Genomic DNA, 23803 nt, shown 5'->3' with positions numbered 1-23803 from the left:
CTACAAGTTAGACCTTGTGACGGGTCAAGCGCAGAGCATTCATTAATACCGAAATTGAGCTTAATGCCATTGCCGCTGCAGCAATCATCGGGTTAAGTAAACCAAACGCTGCTAATGGAATCCCTAAGCAGTTATAAACAAAGGCAAAAAATAGGTTTTGCTTAATATTACGCACTGTGGCTTTGGCAATATCAACCCCTGAGTGTACCTGCATAATTGAGTCACCCATTAATCTGGCTGATGCGCTGTGTTTGGCTACTTCTGTCCCCTCTAGCATAGCGAAGCTGGCATAGGCCGTGGCCATAGCCGGTGCATCGTTGACCCCATCCCCTACCATGGCTACCTTGTGGCCCACCGCTTGATGCGCCTCAATCCACTGCGCTTTATCACGAGGTTTAAAGTGACCATGAGCCACTTTGATATCTAAATCGTCAGCAACTTGCTGCACCACTAAAGGTTTATCACCACTTAGTAGCACCACCTCTAAACCATCTTGCTTTAAGGCTTGAACGGCTTGAGGGCTTTCTTCTTTTAGCTCATCGGCCAAAGCAAACATGCCAAGCGGTATTCCCTCAACACTAACTGCAATAGTGCTGGCTATCTGCCAAACTTTAGGCAGTTTTTTGGGTAGAGTTAAGCCCACAAATTCAGCAGTACCTACTTTTACCTCACCAAAGCCTTCTATATCAGCTTTTACCCCAAGCCCAGATACCACATCCACTTTACCCGCTGCAAGCAGAGGTAAGTCTTTGGCCTGAGCGGCATTCACCACAGCTGTCGCTAAAGGATGGCTGACATGGACTTCAACACTTGCCGCCAGCTGCAGCACATCATTTGCTTTAATTTCTTTGTTGACCATCATTGAGTCGACAATATGCGGCTTGCCTTTGGTCAAAGTACCGGTCTTATCAAATACAACTGTATCCACACTACCGGCCATCTCTAAGCTTTGAGCGTCTTTAAACCACACCCCATGACGAGCCGCCACGCCCATGCCGGCCATAATCGCCGCTGGAGTAGCCAGTCCTAGCGCACAAGGACAAGCAATGACCAGTACTGATACCGCATGCAAAACAGCTTTATCCATTGTCCCTGTGATAGATAAGGTTAGCCCAAAAGTAACCAAGGCAATAAGTACTACTACCGGCACAAATACCGCCGCTACTTTATCTGCTAAGCGTGCCAGATCGGCTTTACTGCCTTGAGCCTCACTCAGCGCCTTCACCATATCACTTAGCTGAGTGTCACTGCCCTTCGCAGTAACTTGATAATTCAGGCTACCGTTTTCTACCATGGCACCGGCCAGTACTTTATCGCCTTTATTTTTGGTAACCGGAATCGACTCGCCTGTTAAGTGACTTTCATCACACCAGCCTTCACCTGATATAACCACCCCATCTGTTGCCACTCGTGAGCCTTGCTTGGCACGCAGTACATCGCCTTTTTGTACTTCATTTAAATTTACTTGCTCAAAGCTTAATTCTGCATCACTGTTCTCAAGCTGTGTTGCTTGCTGCGGTTTAACAGCAACCAATCTCTCCACCGTGGTAGGCGTCAGCTCTAGCAGCATATTAATGCTATTTAGGCTATGCTTCTTGGTACGCTGCTCTAAGTACTTGCCTAGCTTAACAAAGGCTATAATCATCACACCGGCCTCAAAGTATACTGGAACATGAGCCGCGCTATGACTGGTAATATCTGACCAACTTAAGGCAAAACTACTGCTATCTAATAGATTAACCCCTAAGCTCTCTAACCAAATAAAAGTAGAATAAGCCCAGATGGTCACTGTCCCGATCACCACTAGCACATCCATATTAGCCAGGCCGCCTTTGATAGAGGCCCAAGCACTACGATAAAAAGGACCGGCCAGCCCCAACTGAACAAAAGTGGCCAATACAAACTGTATCCATAATGGCGGCATCCAGCTCATACCTTGGCCCAGCATCATTCCTGCCATACCGATCAAAAAAGGAATCATACAAATCCAGATTAGCACCAATCGCCAATCCATAGACTTATCGGCCGCCTGAGGGATTTGGTTATCCGCCATAGGTACAGCTGTGAATCCTGTCTTGCGTACCCACTCGCTAATCTGCTCAGCACTGGATTGACTGGCATCATAAGAGACGTTCAGTGTCTCACCAGCGAAGCTAACGCTTGCTGAGTCAATGGCTGGTTTTTTATTCAAAACTTTTTCGATACGAGTGGCACACGCTTGACACGACATACCCTCAATTTGGAACTGAGTCTTCGCCAAGTTTTCAGTCGCAATTGGCGGTTTAGTTTTAGCATTATTTTGATTGTTATTATCGTTATTTGTAGCTTGCGAAGTGGACATGACAACACCAAGGTTAACTAAGTAGAAATAAAAAGAAGTAACTCGCGAAGAATTCTAGACAGGAAGCGGTACATAATCAATGGGTGCAAGGGATAACTGTCTGCTAGCTTTTTTTGATTTATAAAATAAAAAGCTTAAAATAAAAAACTTAAAATAAAAAACTTAAAATAAAAAAAGCCAGCACAAAGCTGGCTTATTGAGTTAATGAAACGCAATTATTAACCCTTTTGGCTTATTCACCTGCAATAGCCGCATCAAAGCCTGCCTCTTCAATGGCTTCTACTATAGCATCAACGGCTACTGCTGAGGAATCATAAGTCACTGCAGCTTTATTGCCTTCTAGGTCTACTTCTACTGACTGCACCCCATTAAGCTGTGTTAAAGCACTGTCAACGCTTTTTACGCAGCCACCACAAGTCATACCATCGATATTGATAACACGAGTTTCGATACTCATTATATACTCCTTATGATTTTTTTATAGCTTTAGCTTATTTTCTGCTAAGTAGCTTATCCTCTACTATAAGGCAGTTCAAAATTATTATAGCGATTGAAGTTACTAATTCTTTGGATTGGCAGGAGCATCCACTGGAAAAGGCTGAGTAACATAATCTACCATACTAACGGCCGCCTTAATGGCATGGATAGAGGTTTTGGTATCTTCAAATTGCACAATACCTGTATCAGTCTCGGGGGACAGCTCGGCTGATTGAACACCGTCGATATTTTTTAAGGCAGTAATAACGCCTTGAATACCTTCAGCATCGTCAATATTTTTAATACTAAACTGGACTTGTTGAATGGCCATACCGCCCCCTCTAAGCTGTTATTTTTATTAATTTTAGTTGTTTAATTTGATAATTAGCTGTCTGCTAGCAACATAACATTAATGAGTGTCCAGCACGCTAAAGCCTTTTACCAACTCATCAATTTGCTTTAGCTGCATTAGAAATGGCTCTAATTGGCTCATTCGCAGCGCACAAGGACCATCACACTTTGCCAATTCTGGCTCTGGATGCGCTTCTAAGAATAATCCTGCAAGACCTGTTGCCATGCCCGCACGAGCCAAGGTAGTAATCTGCTCGCGGCGGCCACCAGCACTATCACTACGTGCACCAGGCTGCTGTAGGCTGTGTGTCACATCGAAGAAAACTGGCACATCCATCTTTTTCATAGTATCAAAGCCAAGCATATCTACCACTAGGTTATTGTAACCAAAAGAGGTGCCACGCTCACAAAGAATCACTTTATCATTGCCTGCCTCTAAGCACTTATTGATAATATGGCGCATCTCATGTGGGGCCAAAAACTGTGCTTTTTTGACATTAATAATAGCCCCAGTTCTAGCCATAGCTTGTACCAAATCTGTTTGGCGACTTAAAAAAGCTGGCAGCTGAATGATATCGGCCACTTCAGCCACTGGCTCGGCTTGGTATGGCTCGTGCACATCAGTAATGATTGGTACATTATATTTTTCTTTGATTTGACCCAACCAGTCGACGCCTTTTTCTAGGCCTGGACCACGGTATGAATTTAGGCTAGAACGGTTGGCTTTATCAAAGCTTGCCTTAAAGACATAGCCAATACCCAAACGATTACAGATATCAATGTAACCCTCGGCAATTTCAAAAGCCAGTTCTTTTGACTCCAAAACGTTCATACCACCAAATAGCACAAAAGGCTTATCATTGGCGATGCTAATATCATTTAACTGAATTTGTGATTGTGCTTTAGTTAATGCAGTCATAAAGGTCTCTTTTTTATTATCCAAAGTTTTTAACCATAAAGGGCGATGCAATATAGTGATTGTAGTACATGCTAGTTCAAATACAAACCTTATGTACAAAACACCAAACTTAGCTTAAGAAACAAAAAAGAGGTTAGGATAGCCCAACCTCTTTTTGTAAAACGGATTATCAATCCTATAACTTGATTATAACTCGTTTATAATTCACTAATAGCCAGTTACTAACTGCTATGAGCTTACTTTTGGTTTTTTATTGCCGCTTCAATAAAGCTTGCGAATAAAGGATGACCTGTTCGTGGTGAACTGGTGAACTCAGGGTGGAATTGTACCCCAATAAACCAAGGATGATCAGCAATCTCTACTGACTCAACCAAATGCTGTTTGGCCGAGTAGCCTGAAATGCTCATACCCGCTGCTTCTAATGGCTCAATATAGCGGTTATTCATCTCATAACGATGACGGTGACGCTCAGTGATAATCTTAGAACCATAGATTTGATGTAGCTTGGAGCCTTCTACCAATTCGGCCTTTTGGCTGCCTAAACGCATGGTACCGCCTAGGTCTGAGTCATCATTGCGAACTTGTAACTCCCCTTTTTCGTCCAACCACTCAGTGATTAGACCGATAATAGGTTCTTCGGCTTGACGGTCAAACTCAGTTGAGTCTGCTCTTAGGCCTAACTTATTGGTCGCATATTCGATAACTGCCAGCTGCATACCCAAGCAAATACCTAAGAAAGGCACATTATTTTCACGGGCATAAGTGATGGCACGCATCTTACCCAGTTTACCACGCTCACCAAATCCACCTGGTACCAAAATAGCGTCAGCTTGCTGTAGTGGCTGCATTAGGCTGTCATCAGTCTCTAACGCTTCAGCATCGACGTAATTAATCTCAACTTTGGTCTTATGAGTAATACCGGCATGCAATAAAGCTTCGTTAATTGATTTATAAGCATCGGGTAGCTCTACGTATTTGCCTACGATAGCTACAGTCACTTTACCCTCAGCATTTAACAGGCGTTCAACCACTTTATCCCAATCTGATAGATCGGCTTCTGGTGCCTCGATACCAAAGCGCTCTAGGATAATATCGTCTAGATCTTGCTCATGTAGAGTACGTGGAATCTGATAGATAGTATCGGCATCTTCACATAAGATAACCGCACGCTCCTCTACATTGGTGAATAGAGCAATCTTACGTCGATTGTCCTCCCCAATGGCATGCTCAGAGCGACAGATCAATACATCTGGCTGTAAGCCGATTGAGCGCAGCTCTTTTACTGAATGCTGAGTAGGCTTGGTCTTGGTTTCCCCAGCACTTGAGATATAAGGCACTAAGGTCAAATGCATAAGCATGGCACGATTGCGGCCTAGCTCAACTTGCATCTGACGGACCGCTTCCATAAACGGTAGTGATTCAATGTCACCTACAGTACCGCCAATTTCGATAATAGCGATATCATGACCTTCACCACTGGCGCGGATACGGTGTTTGATCTCATCAGTGATGTGCGGAATAACTTGTACTGTACCGCCCAAATAATCGCCACGGCGTTCTTTATTCAATACAGTTTGATAGATACGGCCACTGGTAAAGTTGTTGGTTTTACTCATTTTTGAGTGGCGTAAAAAGCGCTCGTAATACCCTAGGTCTAAATCCGTTTCAGCACCATCTTCAGTGACAAATACTTCACCGTGCTGGAAGGGGCTCATGGTACCTGGATCAACGTTGATGTAAGGATCCATTTTGGTCATGGTAACTTTTAGGCCACGCGCTTCTAATACGGCCGCTAAAGAGGCTGCGGTAATACCTTTACCTAGTGAGGACACAACCCCACCGGTCACAAATATAAATTTAGTCATAGTTTTAGTCTTAATGCGACAGTCGCAAGTTGGTAAAAAGAGATTTTACTAAATTTGAGGGTGAATTTACAGGGTTGACTTTATATTAACTTTGAGATTGCAACTAGATAGGTAGGAGATGTCGATACAATCATCAAAAAACCTTCAGATTTGAGCCTGACTATATTAATACACAACATTTGTCAGGGGCATAGTGTAACAGTTTCTTGATGTTTGGACGCATGAAAATAGGTATGGTTTTAACCCTCATTGCTAATTTAAAGTTTTGACCCATAAAAAAACTCATCCCCGAAGGGATGAGCTTTTTGAGAATAAGATTCTAAATTAAATTAGAATTTGTATTCTAGGCCAGCACCAACTGCGAATACTTTACCATCGCCTTTAACACTTGTTAAGTTACCTGCAGTGTCACGAATAACACCAGGAACATTGTCAGCATCGTTTTGACCAATGTAAGCATGAGCAATCATGTTTTTCTGATAGTAGTACTTACCACCCACAACGATTTGATCTGAATCAAAATCTTTAACACCACCTAGGTTAGAGGTGTTGTTGTACTGAGTATAGATAGCCGCTGGCTTAGCAAAGTTAGTTAGACCCATTTCCGCACTGATGATATAACCTTTCTCTTTTTTCTTACCATCATCATAGTCAGCTTCTTGATATAAAGCGCCTAGCGTTACAGGGAAACCTGAGTTGAAAGTAGCTAAGTCTAAAGTAGCAGTACCACGGATCAAGCTACCTTCTTTAAGGTTTACATCATCATCATATGCAACACCAAGAGTATAGCCAGCGCCTTGATCAAACATTAATGAGGCACCCCAACCGCTGTTTTTCTCACCAGCGTAGTTATCATCATTGGCATACATAGCAGCAAACTCTAATGGAATACCATCAAATTTTGGTGCTTTCCATACAACAGAGTTCTTAATACGACCACTGTCTGCCATATTTACAGGACGGATTTTGTTATCACCAAGATCAGTATCACCTAAGTTATCCCAATAACCTTCGTTAACAACTACGTTATTGATGTAGTCAGTAGTTGACTGGTTATGACCAACACGGAACTCACCAAATGTGTTGTTTTTAACACCTAAGAAAGTGTCGCGACTTTTGAAAGTTTGGTCATCATTATCATTATCAACATCAATTTTGTACTCTAATTGATAGATAATATCAGTGTTAGCACTCAATGGCTCTGAACCTTTAAGACCTAAGCGTGAACTTTGAGAGTTAATTTCAACACCATTTTCATCATGATTTATACCTTTATGCTCTTCATCAACGTAATCAGCTGTCATAAAGATTTTACCGTAAACGGTAGGAGCAGCGTTAGCCGCAGATACAGATAGAGCAGCAACAGCTGATGCTAAAAGTAGTTTTTTCATGGGGTAAATCTCCACTATACAATTTTAGTTATGGGCTGCCCTAACAAGCTAACGCCCAGTTTCTTCCATAAAGATCTAAACTTCACTTGTATCTAAAAAAGAGACAAAATTAGTTAGAACTGACTTAAATATGATTATGGCAACATTATGTGACATATGTGTTAAATGAGTAACTAAATTTATCTATTCGCTTACTAATATAACGATACAAGATAAAACTAAGTTAATAGTTCTGTTACATCACTAACCAAACTCATACTTTGAACCTAAGGATATCAACTTTGAAATAATTTGCAACATTTATTTCAGCAATTTTATTGCGGATATTGCTATAGATATCATTTAACTAATTGATACACTTAAAGAAATTAATGCTAAAAAAATTATGTAGCTTCTCTTGATAACTCAGCCAAAATAGAATTTTGGGCTTAAAACAGCTACTAACTGATATTAACAGATACCTGCACCTAACTTATATAGCTACAATTGACCCTTGGCTTTAGTATAAGTCCCTAACCTCAAGGCAATTGATTACAGCGTTTAGCACAGGCAATAAAAAACCCTAAGGCGTATATCACATACGCCAAAGGGAGAATTAGGACGGTTTTGCTAAAACTATATAAAGATCAAAGATAGCTAGCTATAGATTAAGACAAGCTATATACAGCCCTCTTCTCTAGTTAGCTTAGCGCGCTTTTAGCTTTAAGCGGGCAGCATGTAGTAATGGCTCAGTATAACCACTTGGCTGCTCACGACCTTTGAATACTAAGTCACAAGCGGCTTTGAAAGCGATTGAGTTGTCGAAGTTATCAGCCATAGGCATGTAGTTAGGATCGCCTAAGTTTTGCTCATCTACAACTTTGGCCATACGCTTCATAGACTCCATAACCTGCTCTTCAGTTACGATGCCATGATGTAACCAGTTAGCGATGTGCTGACTTGAGATACGTAGCGTTGCGCGGTCTTCCATTAGACCAACGTTATTGATATCAGGTACTTTTGAACAACCCACACCTTGATCTACCCAGCGTACAACATAACCTAAGATACCTTGTGCGTTGTTATCAAGCTCTTGACGCTTCTCTTCGTCACTCCAGTTGGTGTCTTTGGCTAATGGAATGGTCAAGATATCATCTAAGCTAGCACGCTCACGGCTCTTGAATTTCTCTTGAATCTCTTTTACGTTGTTTTGATGGTAATGAATACTGTGCAGGGTTGCGCCTGTTGGTGAAGGTACCCAAGCAGTCGTTGCACCAGCTTGAGGATGATTAGACTTAGTCTCAACCATCTCTTTCATTTCATCAGGCTTTGCCCACATACCTTTACCGATCTGAGCACGGCCAATTAAGCCGGTCTCGATACCGATATCTACGTTCCACTGCTCATAAGCTGGTAACCAAGCTTGTGACTTCATATCACCTTTACGTACGAAAGCACCAGCATTCATACTAGTATGCATCTCATCACCTGTACGGTCTAAGAAACCGGTGTTGATGAAGATCACACGCTCTTTAGCCTGACGGATACACTCTTTTAGGTTTACAGTAGTACGACGTTCTTCATCCATAACACCCATTTTTAGAGTATTACGTGGTAAACCTAGGGCATCTTCAACCGCTGCGAATAATTCGTTAGCGAATTTAACTTCTTCCGGACCATGCATCTTCGGCTTAACGATGTACATTGAGCCTTCACGAGAGTTTGAACGCTCATTCTTACCTTTGATGTCATTGATAGTTAATAGTGGCGTTATCAAGGCGTCCATGATGCCCTCGAAGATCTCTTCTTGACCTTCGCCTAGATCTACCAATATCGCTGGGTTTTGCATTAAGTGACCCACGTTACGGATTAACAATACCGCACGACCTGGTAATACCAGCTTTCCACCGTCTGGCGTGGTGTATTCACGATCTGGATTTAGTTTACGAGTTAACTCTTTGCCACCTTTAGTGAAGGTCTCAGTTAAGTCGCCATTCATTAAACCAAACCAGTTGCGGTAAGCTTCTACTTTTTCTTCAGCATCAACAGCAGCTACTGAGTCTTCACAGTCTTGAATAGCAGTGATCGCTGACTCTAATAACACGTCTTTGATATGAGCTGGGTCAGTTTCGCCCACTGGATGGTTGGCATCAATTTGGATTTCAACGTGTAAGTTATTGTTCTTTAATAAGATACCTTTTGGATTGCTCTCTTCACCCACATAACCCACAAACTGAGCAGTATCGGCTAATGTAGTCGTGTTATCACCTTGAGCAATTTTTAATTCGCCGCCCTCAACGCTAAAGCCAGTAACCTCTGTGTAGCTGCCTTGCGCCAGTGCGAAGTTCTCATCTAAGAAAGCTTTGGCATAAGCCACAACGGCTTCACCACGTTTTGGATTATAGCTACTGCCTTTGTCTTTACCATCAGCGGTATCGATTACGTCAGTACCATATAAAGCATCATAGAAACTACCCCAACGAGCATTGGCTGCGTTTAATGCATAACGGGCGTTACGAACAGGTACTACTAGCTGTGGACCAGGGATACTAGCGATTTCAGGATCAACATTCTCTGTTGAAACTTCAAAGTCATCCCCTTCTGGCAGTAGGTAGCCAATTTCAGTTAAGAATTCTTTGTATTTTGGATAGTCAATTTCGCCATCTTTGGTTGGGTTGTCTAAGTGCCACTGATCGATTTTGGCCTGTAGCTCATCACGCTTGGCTAAAAGCTCTTTGTTGCGTGGGGTGAACTTTTTAACAATCTCTTCAAAGTTAGACCAGTAAGCCTCTGATTCCACACCAACACGGGGTAGCACATCATTTTCAATAAAATTATAAAGTTGGCTATCAATGGCTAAGATGCCTTTTTGAACGCGATTTTCATTGTTATTAACAGAGTTACTCATACCATATGATCCTTTGTTGGTGAATGAATTAATCAGTGTCTTCAGTGTTTCCTGTAAGCCTACCCTATACACAAACAGACTTAGGCTAGTTATTATTAATTTTATTGAAACAAATTAGTACTATATCCATAGCTGAAATACACTCTTATACTGATTAACGACCCACTAGGGGGCCGTCTTTCTTCATACTACTATCATTGAGATAAATAAACAAGAAACCCTCATTTCTTAAATAAATGTTTGGTCTTTACTGCCTTGATAGTCCCCTATAAACCCTTTATTATCAACATATTAGCTAATATTTCTTTAGAGAACTTATCAGTTCTTTGTTATTAATTGACAGTTTATAGCTGTAACAAAAGATGTTTATGGCTGTTAATATCGCCCTATTGAGGTAAGTTTCAGACTCATAAAATCGGCTATTATATTAAAAGCTGGGACCATAACTCAGCCTAATATATTATCCCTAATTTGTTACAATAGTATTTTAACTTCATCTCCCATAACCTGAATGCTATTTAACCTGCATACTATTTAACCTGAATGCTATTTAACCTGAATAAACTTTCAACCTAAATAAAACACAACCTTATTGATTTGCACCTGCTATTTCGCTTGGTCAAATAATAAACGAGCCCTATTATGAGTGACGACCTTCTTAACGACCAAAACAACACCGTGACTGCTCCTGCTAAAACAGACATCTCACACATCCATGAGTTTTTGGGAGCCCCTACCCCAAAAGCTTGGCTTGAGGCTGCCGTCAATGACTTGCCCACTATCATCCAAGATCATGCCAACTGTGAAAAAAAAGCGGCTGGCACCGCGATGAACTTAATATTTCGTTATGAATTCCATCAAGATTTACAGATGAAATTGGCACAGTTAATTCGTGAGGAAATGCTGCACTATGAGCAGGTGGTGGGAATTATGGAAGAGCGCGGTCAAAAATGGCGTCATTTACCCGCCAGCCGCTATGCCAAGGGTATGTTGAAGCACAAGCGCACTTATGAGCCAGCAGCCATGATTGATATTCTGATTATCGGCGCTTTTATTGAGGCTCGATCTTGTGAGCGTTTTGCTGCCCTAAGTGAAGTGGTCGATGATGAGCGTTTAGCAAAATATTACCGCTATCTACTCAAGTCTGAAAGCCGTCATTATGAAGACTATATCACTCTCGCACGCTCACTAGAGCCTAAAAAAGGTTCGAGTGTCGATTTAGAAGCCTTATCAAAAGCCACCAACGGCAGTATCAATACCGATGAGGACACCATGAATGTAGATCAGCGGATTGCTTTTTTCAAAGAAGTAGAAGCAGAATTAATTACTAGTCCAGATAACGAATTACGCTTTCATAGTGGGGTGCCAGCTTAGAAACTATCTTTGTGACTGGCTAATTATACTGGTTAACCAATACTGGATATAATAATTGGTTAATGGCGGGAGTAGACCATAGATAGATAGATAGATAGATAGATAGATAGATAGATAGATAAATAGCCATCTATTTAATGAGCAGCTTAGAAATAATAATAAGGCCTACTATATATAGTAGGCCTTATTATTACGGTTAGAGAAATTACTAATAACTTAGAAACAGCAATTGAAATCTCTCAAATATATAAATAGGTAACTTATCTAAAATAAGCCGCTTACTTAAGATCTTCATTAAGCACACGAGTTTGTGCATTATCTACCGTAGCATAACGATTTGCATCAGTTATTTCTTCGCTTTGTGGGCGCTCAGTACCCCTAGTATTTTCATTCACATTATCATCAAAAGGGGTATTACCCTGTTGATCTCGTCTGTCCGGTTGACGAGCAGGGTTGTCCCCTTCCTTGACATGCTCACTATCGATGTACTCATGTTTAAGAGTTTCAGTACCTTTATTCTCTAGTGTCTCTGAATACTGCTCGGACTTCTTTTCATCCGAAGCTGTTGATTTATTGATAGGCGTCTTTGTTAGGTTTGGGTCTTTAGTTTGCATAATTCTTCCTTAATTTCACACTACTCAAATGAATTTTAACTGATAAATATCAAAGCTAAATACATTAAGTTATAGTGCAGCCAATGGGTTAATGATATAAAAGCGAATTTAAATACGACTAGTTTGAGATAAAACTAAACCTTAAATTTTAATTACAATAAGATCTAATCTTTATCATGTCGACCTAAGTCATAAGCATTTAAATCCCCTACATTCTTACCGGCTGGAGGAAGATTGGTATCATTTTCACGACCTTCATCATAAACATCATCGGTTTCTTGCGACGCTTGTTGTGGTCCATCAATCTCAGGCTTATGCTTTCGGCCTTCATAATTGCCAGGCTCTAGATTACCTTTGTCACTGGTCTCAGTATCGGCACTCTGGTCGATAGAAGGCGCTTGTTTAGGATCAGCCTGTAATCTACGCTCATCTTCTACTTGAGCTTCGTCCTTCAGGCTACGATTATTATTATCAACTACTTTTATGGTTTGATTAATAGACATATTTTTCTCTTTATAATAGTTATAGATTTAGAATATTTATGGAGCTTATTTATATGGAGCTTAGTTTTTATATGGAATTTAGTTAATTATCTTTAGCAAAATTCTATGAAAACTACTCTTTAAATTACTGCTAAAACTTTACCACCTATTTATCTGTACGTAACTCATCGTCAATAAACGGCGTTTCTTCATTTTTTGACAAATTCGCAGAGTCAGTATTTTTAGAATCGGTAGAATTTAGATTTTCCTTAACCTCACTTGGATTAACTTTTTCTACTGCTTGTTCAATGTCAGTTTTATTGTTATCGTTACTCATATTATATTCCTTTTAAATTCAACAGTTTCAATTCTTAAAATCACCTATAAATAGTGATATAAAGAATCTATATTGTTATCACCTTTTATTACTTATGCTTATTATCATATAGGCGGTTAGGGCTAATAAACTACTAGTAACACGTATCATTGTGTTTATTTATGTTGAAAAAAAAGCAACTTTGTTAACCAAAGTTGCTTTTTTAATGTTAGATCAAGCTTTTAATTTGAATTAATACTATCGAGATGGGTGTGTCACGATATCTGAGACATTGTTAATCTTTTGCAGCAGATAATCTTGGGCAATAAACGGTGCTTCACCTGGCTTAGGTTGAACCCGCTGCCAACTGCCATCCCCTTTTAATTCCCAAGCTTGAACATTGTCTTTTAAATAGCTAATTAAGCCATCTTGATAAACCCGCTGAAATAACTTGCGATCCTCGACAGGGAACGCCACCTCAACCCTATGGAATAAGTTTCGGCTCATCCAGTCAGCACTACTGCAGTACAGACGCTCATCACCACCATTATAGAAATAATACACTCGAGTATGCTCTAAGAAGCGTCCCACAATGGAGCGTACAGTAATATTTTCAGACAAACCTTTCACCTGTGGACGGATACAACTCATAGAGCGCAAAATAAGCTCAATCTTCACGCCTGCCTGTGAGGCATCATATAACTTATCAATTAAATGACGCTCGGTTAGAGCGTTACATTTAACAATAATATGGGCTTTTTTGCCGGCTTTGGCGTTGGCGATTTCATCATCGATAAACGACATTAACTGAGTATGTAAGGTAAAAGGCGCATGTAATAGCTTATTGACGTTGGCCGCTTTGCCCATACCGGTAAGCTCTTGGAAAATTTTGTGTACATCTTCTGAGATATCAGGATCTGCGGTAAATAATCCATAGTCGGTATAAGCTTTGGCATTGCCTTCGTGATAGTTCCCCGTACCTAGATGAACATAACGGCGAATCTTATTGTCTTCACGACGTACAATAAGCATTAACTTAGCATGGGTCTTATAGCCGACAATACCATAGACCACAACGGCGCCTGCTTCTTGTAGCATATTGGCCACTTCAATATTTGATGCTTCGTCAAAACGAGCGCGCAGCTCAATAATGGCGGTTACTTCCTTACCATTTCTGGCGGCTGCAGCCAAGGCCTTCACAATTTCAGAGTTTTTACCCGAGCGATACAAGGTTTGTTTGATTGCCAACACTTTAGGATCATTGGCTGCCTGCCAAATAATATTTACTACAGGATTAAAGGATTCAAAAGGATGGTGCACCAACACATCGCCGCGGCGAATGGCGGTGAACATACTCTCGCCTTTATCAAACGACTCACGTCGGAAAGCCTTGGGCACAATATGGGTGAAAGGCTGGAAACGTAACTTAGGAATGTCAAAGTCAAATAGTAAACGGGTTAGGTTCACCGGACCATTAACCCTATATAGCTGACTATCGTGCAAGCCAAATTCATTTAGCAAGTAGTCGCTAATCTCTTTTGGACAATTGGTAGTAACCTCTAAACGCACTTTGTCACCAAAGCGGCGATTATCAAGCTCCCCTTGTAGGGCTTTGGCGATGTCCTCTACATCATCTGACAACTCAAGATCTGCATTTCGAGTCAGACGGAACTGGTGACACCCGGTCACAGTCATACCAGGGAATAGCTTACCTACATGCTCATGTATCACAGCAGACAGCATGATGTGATGCTCTTTACCCCCAGTCAGCTCATCAGGCAGACGAATAACGCGTGGTAGACTACGAGGTGCTGGCACGACGGCTAAGTTAATATCACGACCAAAAGCATCTTTGCCCTCTAGGCTCACCATAAAGTTTAGGCTTTTGTTCACTAGACGCGGAAAAGGATGGGCGGGATCAATGCTAATCGGGGTTAATACCGGCATGACCTGCTCAATAAAATACTGTTTCATCCACTGAGCTTGCTTGGCATTAAGCTCATTACGCTTCAAATAACGAATGTCTTCTTTCGCCAGCGCCGGCAAGATATCTTCATTCAAGATTTTATACTGCTCTTCGATGGCCTTATGAGCCACCTCTGATATTTCTAGCAGCACCTCACTTGGACGCATTTTGTCAGGCTTGTGCGAGATATTGCCATGATTTAACTGCTGCATTAACCCAGCCACACGGATTTCAAAAAACTCGTCCATATTAGAGGAGAAGATAATTAAGAAAAATAAACGCTCTAATAATGGATGACGTGGGTTGGTCGCTTGGGCTAAGACTCTTAGATGAAACTGCAGCCAAGATAGCTCACGGTTGATGTAGCTGTTTGGCGAGTAAGTTCCGTCTTCATAACGCTCCCAGTCTAAAGTGGTTAGTTCAGTCACTGGTTTACTTACCGCCTTATCAGTATCAGTCTCTTGTGGCTTGTCTTTTGCCTCATTTTGTTTATTGGCTGTAGTAGTGGTCATAATGCAACTCGCCTCCTTTCTTAATCTCTGTAATATCTATGGGTTATAGGGCAATTATTCTGTGGTCAATGTGATTTAGCTAAAAAACCACTCTTATCTATACTTTACTACGCAAATCTGACAAAGGCATTAAGGCAATACTGCTTGATGCATACGGCGCATAATGATTCGCTGCTTATTGCGCAGCCGCCTATTACTCATGTTTTTTTCGTAGTATTTAGGATTGGTTAACATACCAATCAGCAAAGCAGATTCATCTCGATTTAGCTTACTAGCAGGCTTATTAAAATAATATTTGGCAGCCTCTTCTATTCCATAGATACCATTACCAAATTCTGCCACGTTCAGATAGGCGGTCAAAATACGCCGCTTATCCCACATAGCTTCAATCATGACTGTAATACTGGCTTCTAGTCCTTTACGAACGTAAGAGCGATGTGAAGTTAAGAATAGGTTTTTTGCCAATTGCTGAGTGATAGTCGACCCGCCAGCGCTCACCTTTCCGCTGCTTTCGTTCTTTTTCATTGCCGCTTCAATCCCATCCATATCGAAGCCGTGATGACTCACAAATCGGGAGTCTTCACTAACAATAGCTGCCTGCTTAGCGGACTTAGCAATGTCGTCATACTCCACCCAAGTTTGGCTCACTTCACCCCCACCCAAACGGTGGGCTACCATGAACATACTGTTATTAATAGGCTGTGTTTTCCACACCAACAATAAGCCTGCGACAGCGAGATAGAACGCTACGGCCAATATCATTAGTGCCCAAAAGATACGCTTAAAAAAAGTAAAGACTGCCGTCATAATTTTTGACTCGGCTAACGGTTAAAATTAAAACAATGATAAACTAACTTAACGCTGACTGGTAGCGCTCTTTTCTGTGGCTTTCTATGTAAGGCTCTCTACTAGGCACTTAGCCAACTAAAGAGCAATAAAGAAAAACTACCAGATAGCTAAATATTAATTAAATTAACCACATAGGATAACATTTTGACTGATATTGCCACTACCCGTCAGCTAATTATGCAACAGGCTAAGCTGCAGCTTGATGCTGATAATGCTGAAAAAACTTGGTTTTTATTAGGCACTGTGGGTTGCCACTTATGTGATGAAGCTGAAAATACGCTTAGGCTATTTTCTAATGTGACAGCAACCACTATCAAAAAAGTCGATATCGCAGACTTTGAAGAACCATTTATGATGCAATTTGCCACCATCATTCCAGTTGTATTGACTCCAACGCAACAAATAAACTATCCCTTCTCTGTCGTTGATCTCATGGCGTACCACCAATAAAAAAATTTTATGATGCATAAATCAATTGTTTACTTGGGCAATAATTACAAATAGAATGCTCACACCTTTTAATACTGTAAGTGATAAAAGGAGTGATTACTCAATATAAAAGTTTAAATCTAAGCAGATTTAGCTAATAAAACCGCATTGAGTGTATAAATCCTACTTCTCCTTCTAGGTTATTAGAAATGTAGGTTCTTAGCTTAGATATAGGTTCTTAGTTTAAGTATGGGTTCTTAGTTTAAATTATTAGCATTTTATTTGGGCCAAATATGTACTTATAGGTTGCTGACACAAGGACTGCAATTCCCAGCATGTACTCCTAAGTTAAACAAGGATATTTTATGTTTACTTTTTTGGCGCTAACGCCTATTTTAACCGTCTTCTTATTATTAGTGGTGCTGCGCCTACCCGCTAAATATGCGATGACTGCCTCTTATTTAGTCACCGCTCTACTGGCATTGTTTGTATGGCATGCCGGTACTGCACAAGTAGCCGCCGCAACCACCAATGGGGTCATAGTTGCCCTAACGATTTTATTCATCGTTTTTTCGGCTATTTTGCTGCTCAATACACTAAAAGAAAGTGGCGCTATGTTGGCTATCCGTCGTGGCTTCATGGATATAACGCCTGATCGACGAATACAGGCCATTATCGTAGCTTGGTTGTTTTGTTCTTTAGTGGAAGGGTCATCAGGTTACGGCACCCCCTCAGCAGTTGGCGCCCCTTTATTATTAGCACTAGGGTTCCCGGCAATGGCAGCGGTTATGGTGGTGCTAATTATCCAGTCCACCCCGGTATCTTTTGGGGCAGTTGGTACCCCTCTATTACTTGGGGTTTGGTCAGGTATCGATAACAAGCAAGATTTGGCTGACTCTATTCAGCCTTTATCTATCGCAGATTATTTATTGCAAATCACCGCTAATGTCGGTCTATTTCACGCCTTAATTGGGGTGTTAATCCCTCTTATTTTAAGTGCTTTTTTGACCCGCTTCTTCGGTGAAAAAAAATCCTTCGTTGAAGGGTTAAAAGTATGGCCATTCGCGCTTTTTGCAGGCATTTGCTTTACTCTTCCCTACTTTTTAGTTGCCAAATATCTAGGTCCTGAATTCCCCTCACTAGTCGGCGGCTTTATTGGCCTGCTGATTATTGTGCCGGCAGCCAAGCGTGGTTTTTTGATGCCCAAAGAGATTTTTGATTTTGGTCCGAGAGAGAGCTGGGACCAAGAGTGGCTGGGCACATTAGCACAAGAAGACTTTGACAACACTGTGGCCCCAAAGTTTTCAGTATTACGAGCCTTCTCTCCTTACGCTATCGTCATTGGTCTATTAATTATCACTCGAGTTATTGAGCCTCTACAGGCATTTTTGACCGGTGACTCTACTACCATTGTCTTTAGCAACTTATACGGCAGTGACATCTCTAGTAAAATACAATTGCTTTATTCACCAGGCACTATTTTGGTCATCACCTCTTTATTGTGCATGGGGATTTATGGCATGAATAAAGGACAGGTCAAACGCAGTTGGTCAAACTCTGCTAGAACTATGATTGCGGCGGCACCTGCTTTATTACTATCTGTGCCTATGGTTCAAGTGTTTATCAACTCTGGCTCAAGTATTGAGGTTGCCACTGAGCTACCGGCTATGCCAATCTTATTAGCACAAAGTGCTAGCGACGCCTTTGCTCAAACCTGGCCTTTGGTTTCACCTTGGATTGGGGCAATGGGTGCATTCATCGCCGGATCAAACACCATTAGTAATATGATGTTCTCCTACTTTCAGTGGTCAACAGCCAGTCAAATTGGACTAAGTACTGACCTTGCCGCTCAAGTTGTGGCTTTACAAGCCATTGGCGGCGCTGCTGGTAATATGATTTCAGTTCATAACGTAGTGGCTGCCTGTGCAGTAGTGGGTCTAGTCAACAAAGAAGGCTATGTCATCCGTAAAACCTTAGTAGCCATGACTTACTATGTGGTCCAAGCAGGATTTTTAGGTATGGCAGTGATCTTTGGTGGTTTAATTTGGTGGCTATTAGCCGTCATATGGCCCATCCTATTCTTAACAGTGATGTCGGTTACCAGTAAGTCAGCCGCTTCTTAAAGCTTAAGTATTTAACTTAAATAATTTTTATAATTTTCATTAGCCCTAGGGCATTGAGCTATGCCCACATCAGATGAGTGTATTACCATGAAAGATTTATCAAAAATCACTGAAATTGAAGATTTACGCAGAATAGCTGAGCGTAAAGTACCTCGTATGTTCTATGATTATGTTGACTCTGGGTCATGGACGCAGACCACTTACCGCAATAATGAGACCGACTTTGATCGTATCAAATTACGTCAACGCGTCTTAGTGGATATGGACAACCGTAATCTTGCCACCACCATGATTGGTGAAGAGGTGAGTATGCCAATAGCCATCGCACCAACCGGCTTTACTGGCATGATGTGGGCTAATGGTGAAATGCATGCAGCCAAAGCAGCCAAAGACTTTGGCATCCCTTTTTCACTATCTACCATGAGTATCAACTCTATCGAAGATGTGGCGGAATACACCAATCATCCTTTCTGGTTTCAGCTGTACGTCATGCGCGATAGAGACTTCATGGCCAATTTAATCCGCCGCGCTAAAGAAGCCAACTGTTCTGCCCTAATCCTAACCGCAGACTTACAGGTACTAGGCCAGCGTCATAAAGACATCAAAAACGGTCTGTCAGCGCCGCCAAAGCCAACACTGGCTAATATCCTAAATCTAATGACCAAGCCTGAATGGTGCTTTAACATGCTAGGCGCCAAACGCCGTACCTTCGGTAACATTGTGGGGCATGCCAAGGGCGTGGGCGATTTGTCCTCTTTATCATCATGGACCGCTGAGCAGTTTGACCCAAGCCTAAGCTGGGATGATGTGGCCCGTATTAAAGACATGTGGGGTGGCAAGCTTATCATCAAAGGCATCATGGAGCCTGAAGATGCGGTATTAGCTGCCCGTAGTGGTGCTGATGCCATGGTAATCTCCAACCACGGTGGTCGTCAGCTAGATGGTGCGCCCTCCTCTATTGCCTGTCTATCCGATATCGTTCAAGCAGTACAAGCTGAAAAAAGCGATATTGAAATCTGGTTAGACAGTGGTATCCGTTCAGGACAAGATGTGCTTAAAGCCATTGCCCTAGGCGCGAAAGGTACCATGATTGGCCGCTCATTCTTATATGGATTGGGTGCCTATGGTGAAGATGGTGTACGCCGTGCCTTAGAGATTCTTTATAATGAGTGCGATATCACCATGGCATTCTGTGGCCATACCAATATTAATAAGGTTACCGATGACATCTTAGTCAAAGGTACTTATGAATATTTAAAGACTTCTATTCCACAAGTAGCCCCTATTCGCTGGTATTAATCAAGCAATATAAGTGCATGAGGCCTTAGGATAAGGGCTTGCTAATTCCTAAGGCTGATTTTGTTATTGCTGAAACTGCTGCTAATGCTAAATAGGTATTTTCGAGCTGTTTTTATCAACGCACTTTTTTAGAGATTTGACATAACAAGGTGAGGGGCATACTGTGCCTTTAGCTATGCTAAAATAGCCGCACCTTATGTTATAAAAAATTATTATGCCTATCTCTACTTTATTCAGCCGTGCTCCCGTCACCGTGTTATTACTCCTAAGCTTTGTGGGATTATTTGTGATCCAAATAGCCTCAGGGGTCGATATTAATGAGCCGAGTTTAGAGTCGCTCCTACAGTGGGGAGCCAACGCACTGCCTTATAGCATAGGCTATGAACCATGGCGCTTAGTAACTAGTGGCTTTTTGCATATAGGCTTAATGCATTTATTATTTAACTGCTTTGCGATGTATTACTTCGGTCAAGTGGCCGAAGTAACCTTTGGCTCAGTTAAGTTCCTACTACTATTCTTGCTCTCTGTTGTGGGCGGAAATCTACTCAATAACTATGTGACTTGGTGGCAAATTTTCCACAATGACGGAGCCCCAGGCATCTCAGCAGGTGCTTCAGGTGGTATTATGGGCATCGGCATGGCGCTATTAATGGTTGAGTTACTAAAGAAAACCTTACTCAACTTCCCCGCGAAAGGCGGTAATCCCCAATTAAAAAGCTTGGCCATCATCATGGGTATCAACCTGATGTATGGCTTTGCTGTCCCTGGTATCGACAATGCAGGACATATTGGTGGAGCAATAACCGGTGCTGTGCTAGCTGTTGGTATCATGCTAGGCTATCGTTATTCGGCTCCCAACAATAAGCCTTCTTTTAAAGCCTTACCTTGGTTAGTTTTTGCTATTATTGCGCTTATATTTTATAAATTATGGCTAGACTTACATCTACAGATAGGGCTATAGTTAATTTAATTTAGCCCCCTTTTTTGCTCCAGCCCCTAATCAAAATAAGAGTATCCCAATGAAAATCTTAACCAGTAAACCTCTGAACACAGCGGCTCTTACCCTATCTTTTGCGGTAGTTACATTAGCTTCAGTCTCCGCTCAAGCTGAGACTACTCCCACTGTATCGACCAGCGAAAATGAAAAGTTAGGGGTACAGTTAGGGGTTAACCTTAGATGGAACAACAGCGCATACGATTTGGATGACAATAACGTCTCTGTATTACCTAGCATATTTTTTGATAATGGCAAATATTATGCCCGTGGCAACCAGATAGGCACCTATTTAGTAAATGACGGCAGCAATGAAGTTTTGGCATTTGTACAGCCCGGTGGTGCAAGTTTTGACCCTGATGATGCTAAAGGTGACTTAGCCCAACTTGACGAAAGAAAATGGTCAGGGTTAGTGGGGGCAAGCTATATGCGCACTACCCCTATCGGCGGTTTCAAAGCACAGATCTCGACTGACGTCACTGGACGTAGCGAAGGCACAGTGGCACGCCTGAGCTATCTGGTGAAACTAACGCCAGGCAAATGGACCATCTATCCTAGTGCTGGACTTGAGTGGGTAGACAGCAACTATAATGAGTATTACTACGGTATCAGCCAAAAAGAAGCCAACAAAACCAGTTTAGACAGCTATAAACCAGACTCAAGTATCAGCCCCTATATTAGTGTCAATGGCACTTATAATATTAATAAAGATTGGGACTTATTCTTAGGTCAATCTGTTAACTTTTTGGCCGATGAGCAGCGCGATAGCCCAATGGTAGATGATCGAGTTGATTATAAGACCACCCTTGGCTTTCTATACCAATTTTAATATTTTGGCTCAAATTAAGAGGAATTTACGTGCAACAAACTCAACAAACTATCAGCAGCGCTCCTGAAAAGTCCTTTGAGGATTTTGATGAGGGCTTGAAGTTTAGCGTCTCAGAGGTTTGGTCCTATGTTACCACCAAAGTAAAGTCTGCTTACGGTAAGGCGGCCAACTCTATCGATGATGAGTTCTCATTGCCGGTTAGCCAAGAACAAGTGAATGCAGCTCTAAAAAAGTTTGTCACAGACAATGTGAAAGCCATTTTAGAGCTGAGAGTCGAACTACACGATGACTGGTTTAGACTGTTTTGTACCATTGATATCAAAGGTATTTATACTGAGGTTGCCAGTAACTTTGAGTTAGTTCATATTCAAGTTGACCGTGATGTACAGCGTTTTGCTTTTGGCCAGTTGACCAATACTGATGTATTAAAGCTACATTGTGACTCTGTCTTTAAGCGCTACGGCATTAAGCTTGTGATTTGGTTTTACCACAGCGTTCTAAAAAAAGATCCTTTAGGTATGATTTTGCACAAGATTAATATCGTCAAGCCAAAAGATAATGTGCTCTATCTCGATATTAACCGCTGGTTAAGACGCAATAAAAAAATCATCGGCATCTTACACAAGGTTCAGGTTAACTATGGCGTTACTGAAGAAGAGCAACTCATTTTGAAAACCAAAGTTAACGTTCGTGACCTTTTGGTTAATTCAAATATTGAGGACATCATCACCCCAAAAGATGATCCTGAACTATTAAAAGGCCCATTTAATCCTATCTCTGATGCTGTCGAGCCTAGCCAAGAACAATAGCGTAATCCTATTATCTTAGTCCTGAATATAACAAAAAAAAGCCCATTAAATAATGGGCATTTTTTAGCAAACAAAGCAGTAATTAAAGAGTAGTCTAATCAGACTTTACCAATAGTTCTCAACCGCAATATTACCCTCACCACGGCGGTTCATTACCAGACCCATCTCTTGTAGAGTATTTTTGGTATCTTCAACCATATCTGGGTTACCGCACAGCATCACATGTGAGTGCTCCTTGGTCAGCTTTTCACCAGCTACTTCTTCTAGCTTACCGCTTATTAATAGCTCTGGTAGGCGCTTATCTAAAGCCCCCTCCACCTCTTCACGAGTTACGATTGGAATAAAGGTAAGTTTTGCAGGAGAAGTTACCAATCCACCAAAGTCTTCTTCCAGCGTTTTTATCAATTCAAGATACGCCAATTCAGCTTCGTTACGCGCACTGTAAGCCAATACGATGTGCTCATAATCTTCCCATGTCTTCAGATCTTGTAACATGGATAAGAAAGGCGCCAAACCAGTACCCGTCGCCAATAACCATAAGTCTTTTGGTAAAGGAGCTTGATAACGCGCTAAGGTCAAGAAGCCAAACGGAATGGTGTTTAATAACAGCTCATCGCCTACTTGTAAGTGCTGTAGCTGTGAGGTGAATGCGCCATCTGGTATGACAATTGAGAAGAACTCTAACGTCTCATCATAAGGAGAAGATACTATTGAATATGCCCGATAAATGTCTTCATCAGGAACATCTTGAGTGTTATTCTCAACGTGATGCTTTAACTGACTGGGATTTACACCCAGACGTACCCATTGACCTGCTGTAAATTTGAAACTGTCAGGACGAGTGACTGTAAAGCTAAATAAGTTGGGGGTCCAAGTCTTCTTGCTCAGTACTTCAACTTTTTGAATGTTATCTGATTTATCAGTCATAATTTCTACTTTTTATAAGTTAATTATTAGTGGTTATAAAAATAAAAAT

The 23803-nt window shown here is 41.4% G+C and carries 20 protein-coding genes; 7 read left to right on the top strand and 13 right to left on the bottom strand.

What is annotated here, in order from left to right; genetic code table 11:
* Positions 1 to 7: 7 nt before the first annotated feature.
* From G561_RS0102415 to G561_RS0102385, 7 genes are all read right to left on the bottom strand, one after another.
* A complete protein-coding gene (locus tag G561_RS0102415; protein ID WP_028858139.1) occupies positions 8 to 2341 on the bottom strand; it encodes a heavy metal translocating P-type ATPase in 2334 nt (777 codons plus the stop codon).
* Positions 2342 to 2573: 232 nt separating this feature from the next.
* Positions 2574 to 2798, bottom strand: a complete 225-nt coding sequence (locus G561_RS0102410; protein WP_037031518.1) for a cation transporter — start codon at positions 2796 to 2798, stop codon at positions 2574 to 2576.
* Between the two features lie 102 nt (positions 2799 to 2900).
* A complete protein-coding gene (locus G561_RS0102405; RefSeq protein ID WP_028858137.1) occupies positions 2901 to 3149 on the bottom strand; it encodes a heavy-metal-associated domain-containing protein in 249 nt (82 codons plus the stop codon).
* Between the two features lie 78 nt (positions 3150 to 3227).
* Entirely contained in the window at positions 3228 to 4088 is an 861-nt protein-coding gene (kdsA, locus tag G561_RS0102400; RefSeq protein WP_028858136.1) for a 3-deoxy-8-phosphooctulonate synthase, read from the bottom strand.
* A gap of 236 nt (positions 4089 to 4324) precedes the next feature.
* The gene (locus tag G561_RS0102395; protein WP_028858135.1) at positions 4325 to 5953 is read right to left on the bottom strand and encodes a CTP synthase; all 1629 of its coding nucleotides are present in this window, start codon (positions 5951 to 5953) and stop codon (positions 4325 to 4327) included.
* Positions 5954 to 6282: 329 nt separating this feature from the next.
* Positions 6283 to 7344, bottom strand: a complete 1062-nt coding sequence (locus G561_RS0102390) for a porin (RefSeq protein ID WP_028858134.1) — start codon at positions 7342 to 7344, stop codon at positions 6283 to 6285.
* A 685-nt stretch (positions 7345 to 8029) separates the two neighbouring features.
* Positions 8030 to 10231 carry a malate synthase G gene (locus G561_RS0102385; protein ID WP_028858133.1) on the bottom strand — a complete coding sequence of 734 codons (2202 nt, stop codon included), beginning with the start codon at positions 10229 to 10231 and terminating at the stop codon, positions 8030 to 8032.
* 642 nt (positions 10232 to 10873) lie between these two features.
* Between G561_RS0102385 and G561_RS0102380 the strand changes: the two genes are divergently transcribed.
* A complete protein-coding gene (locus tag G561_RS0102380; RefSeq protein ID WP_028858132.1) occupies positions 10874 to 11605 on the top strand; it encodes a MiaE family protein in 732 nt (243 codons plus the stop codon).
* Between the two features lie 278 nt (positions 11606 to 11883).
* Here the strand turns inward: G561_RS0102380 and G561_RS0102375 are convergent, their stop codons facing one another.
* The 5 genes from G561_RS0102375 to mtgA all read right to left on the bottom strand — a co-directional run bounded on the left by G561_RS0102375 (position 11884) and on the right by mtgA (position 16302).
* Positions 11884 to 12219: a hypothetical protein gene (locus tag G561_RS0102375; protein WP_028858131.1), complete on the bottom strand. Its 336-nt coding sequence runs from the start codon at positions 12217 to 12219 to the stop codon at positions 11884 to 11886.
* Between the two features lie 164 nt (positions 12220 to 12383).
* The gene (locus G561_RS0102370; RefSeq protein ID WP_028858130.1) at positions 12384 to 12722 is read right to left on the bottom strand and encodes a hypothetical protein; all 339 of its coding nucleotides are present in this window, start codon (positions 12720 to 12722) and stop codon (positions 12384 to 12386) included.
* A 145-nt stretch (positions 12723 to 12867) separates the two neighbouring features.
* Positions 12868 to 13038 carry a hypothetical protein gene (locus G561_RS15510; protein WP_167667693.1) on the bottom strand — a complete coding sequence of 57 codons (171 nt, stop codon included), beginning with the start codon at positions 13036 to 13038 and terminating at the stop codon, positions 12868 to 12870.
* 237 nt (positions 13039 to 13275) lie between these two features.
* The gene (ppk1, locus tag G561_RS13800; RefSeq protein WP_037031516.1) at positions 13276 to 15495 is read right to left on the bottom strand and encodes a polyphosphate kinase 1; all 2220 of its coding nucleotides are present in this window, start codon (positions 15493 to 15495) and stop codon (positions 13276 to 13278) included.
* 129 nt (positions 15496 to 15624) lie between these two features.
* Positions 15625 to 16302, bottom strand: a complete 678-nt coding sequence (mtgA, locus tag G561_RS0102355) for a monofunctional biosynthetic peptidoglycan transglycosylase (RefSeq protein ID WP_028858129.1) — start codon at positions 16300 to 16302, stop codon at positions 15625 to 15627.
* A 186-nt stretch (positions 16303 to 16488) separates the two neighbouring features.
* On the opposite strand from mtgA, the gene G561_RS0102350 reads away from it, so the two are divergent.
* The 6 genes from G561_RS0102350 to G561_RS0102325 all read left to right on the top strand — a co-directional run bounded on the left by G561_RS0102350 (position 16489) and on the right by G561_RS0102325 (position 22827).
* On the top strand, positions 16489 to 16794 hold the full coding sequence (locus tag G561_RS0102350) for a glutaredoxin family protein (protein WP_028858128.1): 306 nt from the start codon (positions 16489 to 16491) through the stop codon (positions 16792 to 16794).
* Positions 16795 to 17138: 344 nt separating this feature from the next.
* A complete protein-coding gene (locus tag G561_RS0102345) occupies positions 17139 to 18896 on the top strand; it encodes an L-lactate permease (RefSeq protein WP_028858127.1) in 1758 nt (585 codons plus the stop codon).
* Positions 18897 to 18983: 87 nt separating this feature from the next.
* Positions 18984 to 20195, top strand: a complete 1212-nt coding sequence (locus G561_RS0102340; protein ID WP_028858126.1) for an alpha-hydroxy acid oxidase — start codon at positions 18984 to 18986, stop codon at positions 20193 to 20195.
* A 214-nt stretch (positions 20196 to 20409) separates the two neighbouring features.
* Positions 20410 to 21156, top strand: coding sequence for a rhomboid family intramembrane serine protease (locus G561_RS0102335; protein ID WP_028858125.1), 747 nt, complete (start codon positions 20410 to 20412; stop codon positions 21154 to 21156).
* 58 nt (positions 21157 to 21214) lie between these two features.
* Positions 21215 to 22018: a MipA/OmpV family protein gene (locus G561_RS0102330; protein ID WP_028858124.1), complete on the top strand. Its 804-nt coding sequence runs from the start codon at positions 21215 to 21217 to the stop codon at positions 22016 to 22018.
* A 29-nt stretch (positions 22019 to 22047) separates the two neighbouring features.
* Entirely contained in the window at positions 22048 to 22827 is a 780-nt protein-coding gene (locus G561_RS0102325; protein ID WP_028858123.1) for a hypothetical protein, read from the top strand.
* Positions 22828 to 22932: 105 nt separating this feature from the next.
* Here the strand turns inward: G561_RS0102325 and G561_RS0102320 are convergent, their stop codons facing one another.
* Complete coding sequence (locus G561_RS0102320; protein WP_028858122.1) at positions 22933 to 23754, bottom strand: ferredoxin--NADP reductase; 822 nt, start codon at positions 23752 to 23754, stop codon at positions 22933 to 22935.
* Between the last annotated feature and the right edge of the window lie 49 nt (positions 23755 to 23803).

The sequence above is a fragment of the Psychrobacter phenylpyruvicus DSM 7000 = NBRC 102152 genome, assembly GCF_000685805.1.
In the GTDB taxonomy this organism is placed as follows: domain Bacteria; phylum Pseudomonadota; class Gammaproteobacteria; order Pseudomonadales; family Moraxellaceae; genus Psychrobacter; species Psychrobacter phenylpyruvicus.
The sequence above is the reverse complement of the archived record's forward strand: the minus strand, read 5'-3'. Positions and strand labels throughout refer to the sequence as shown.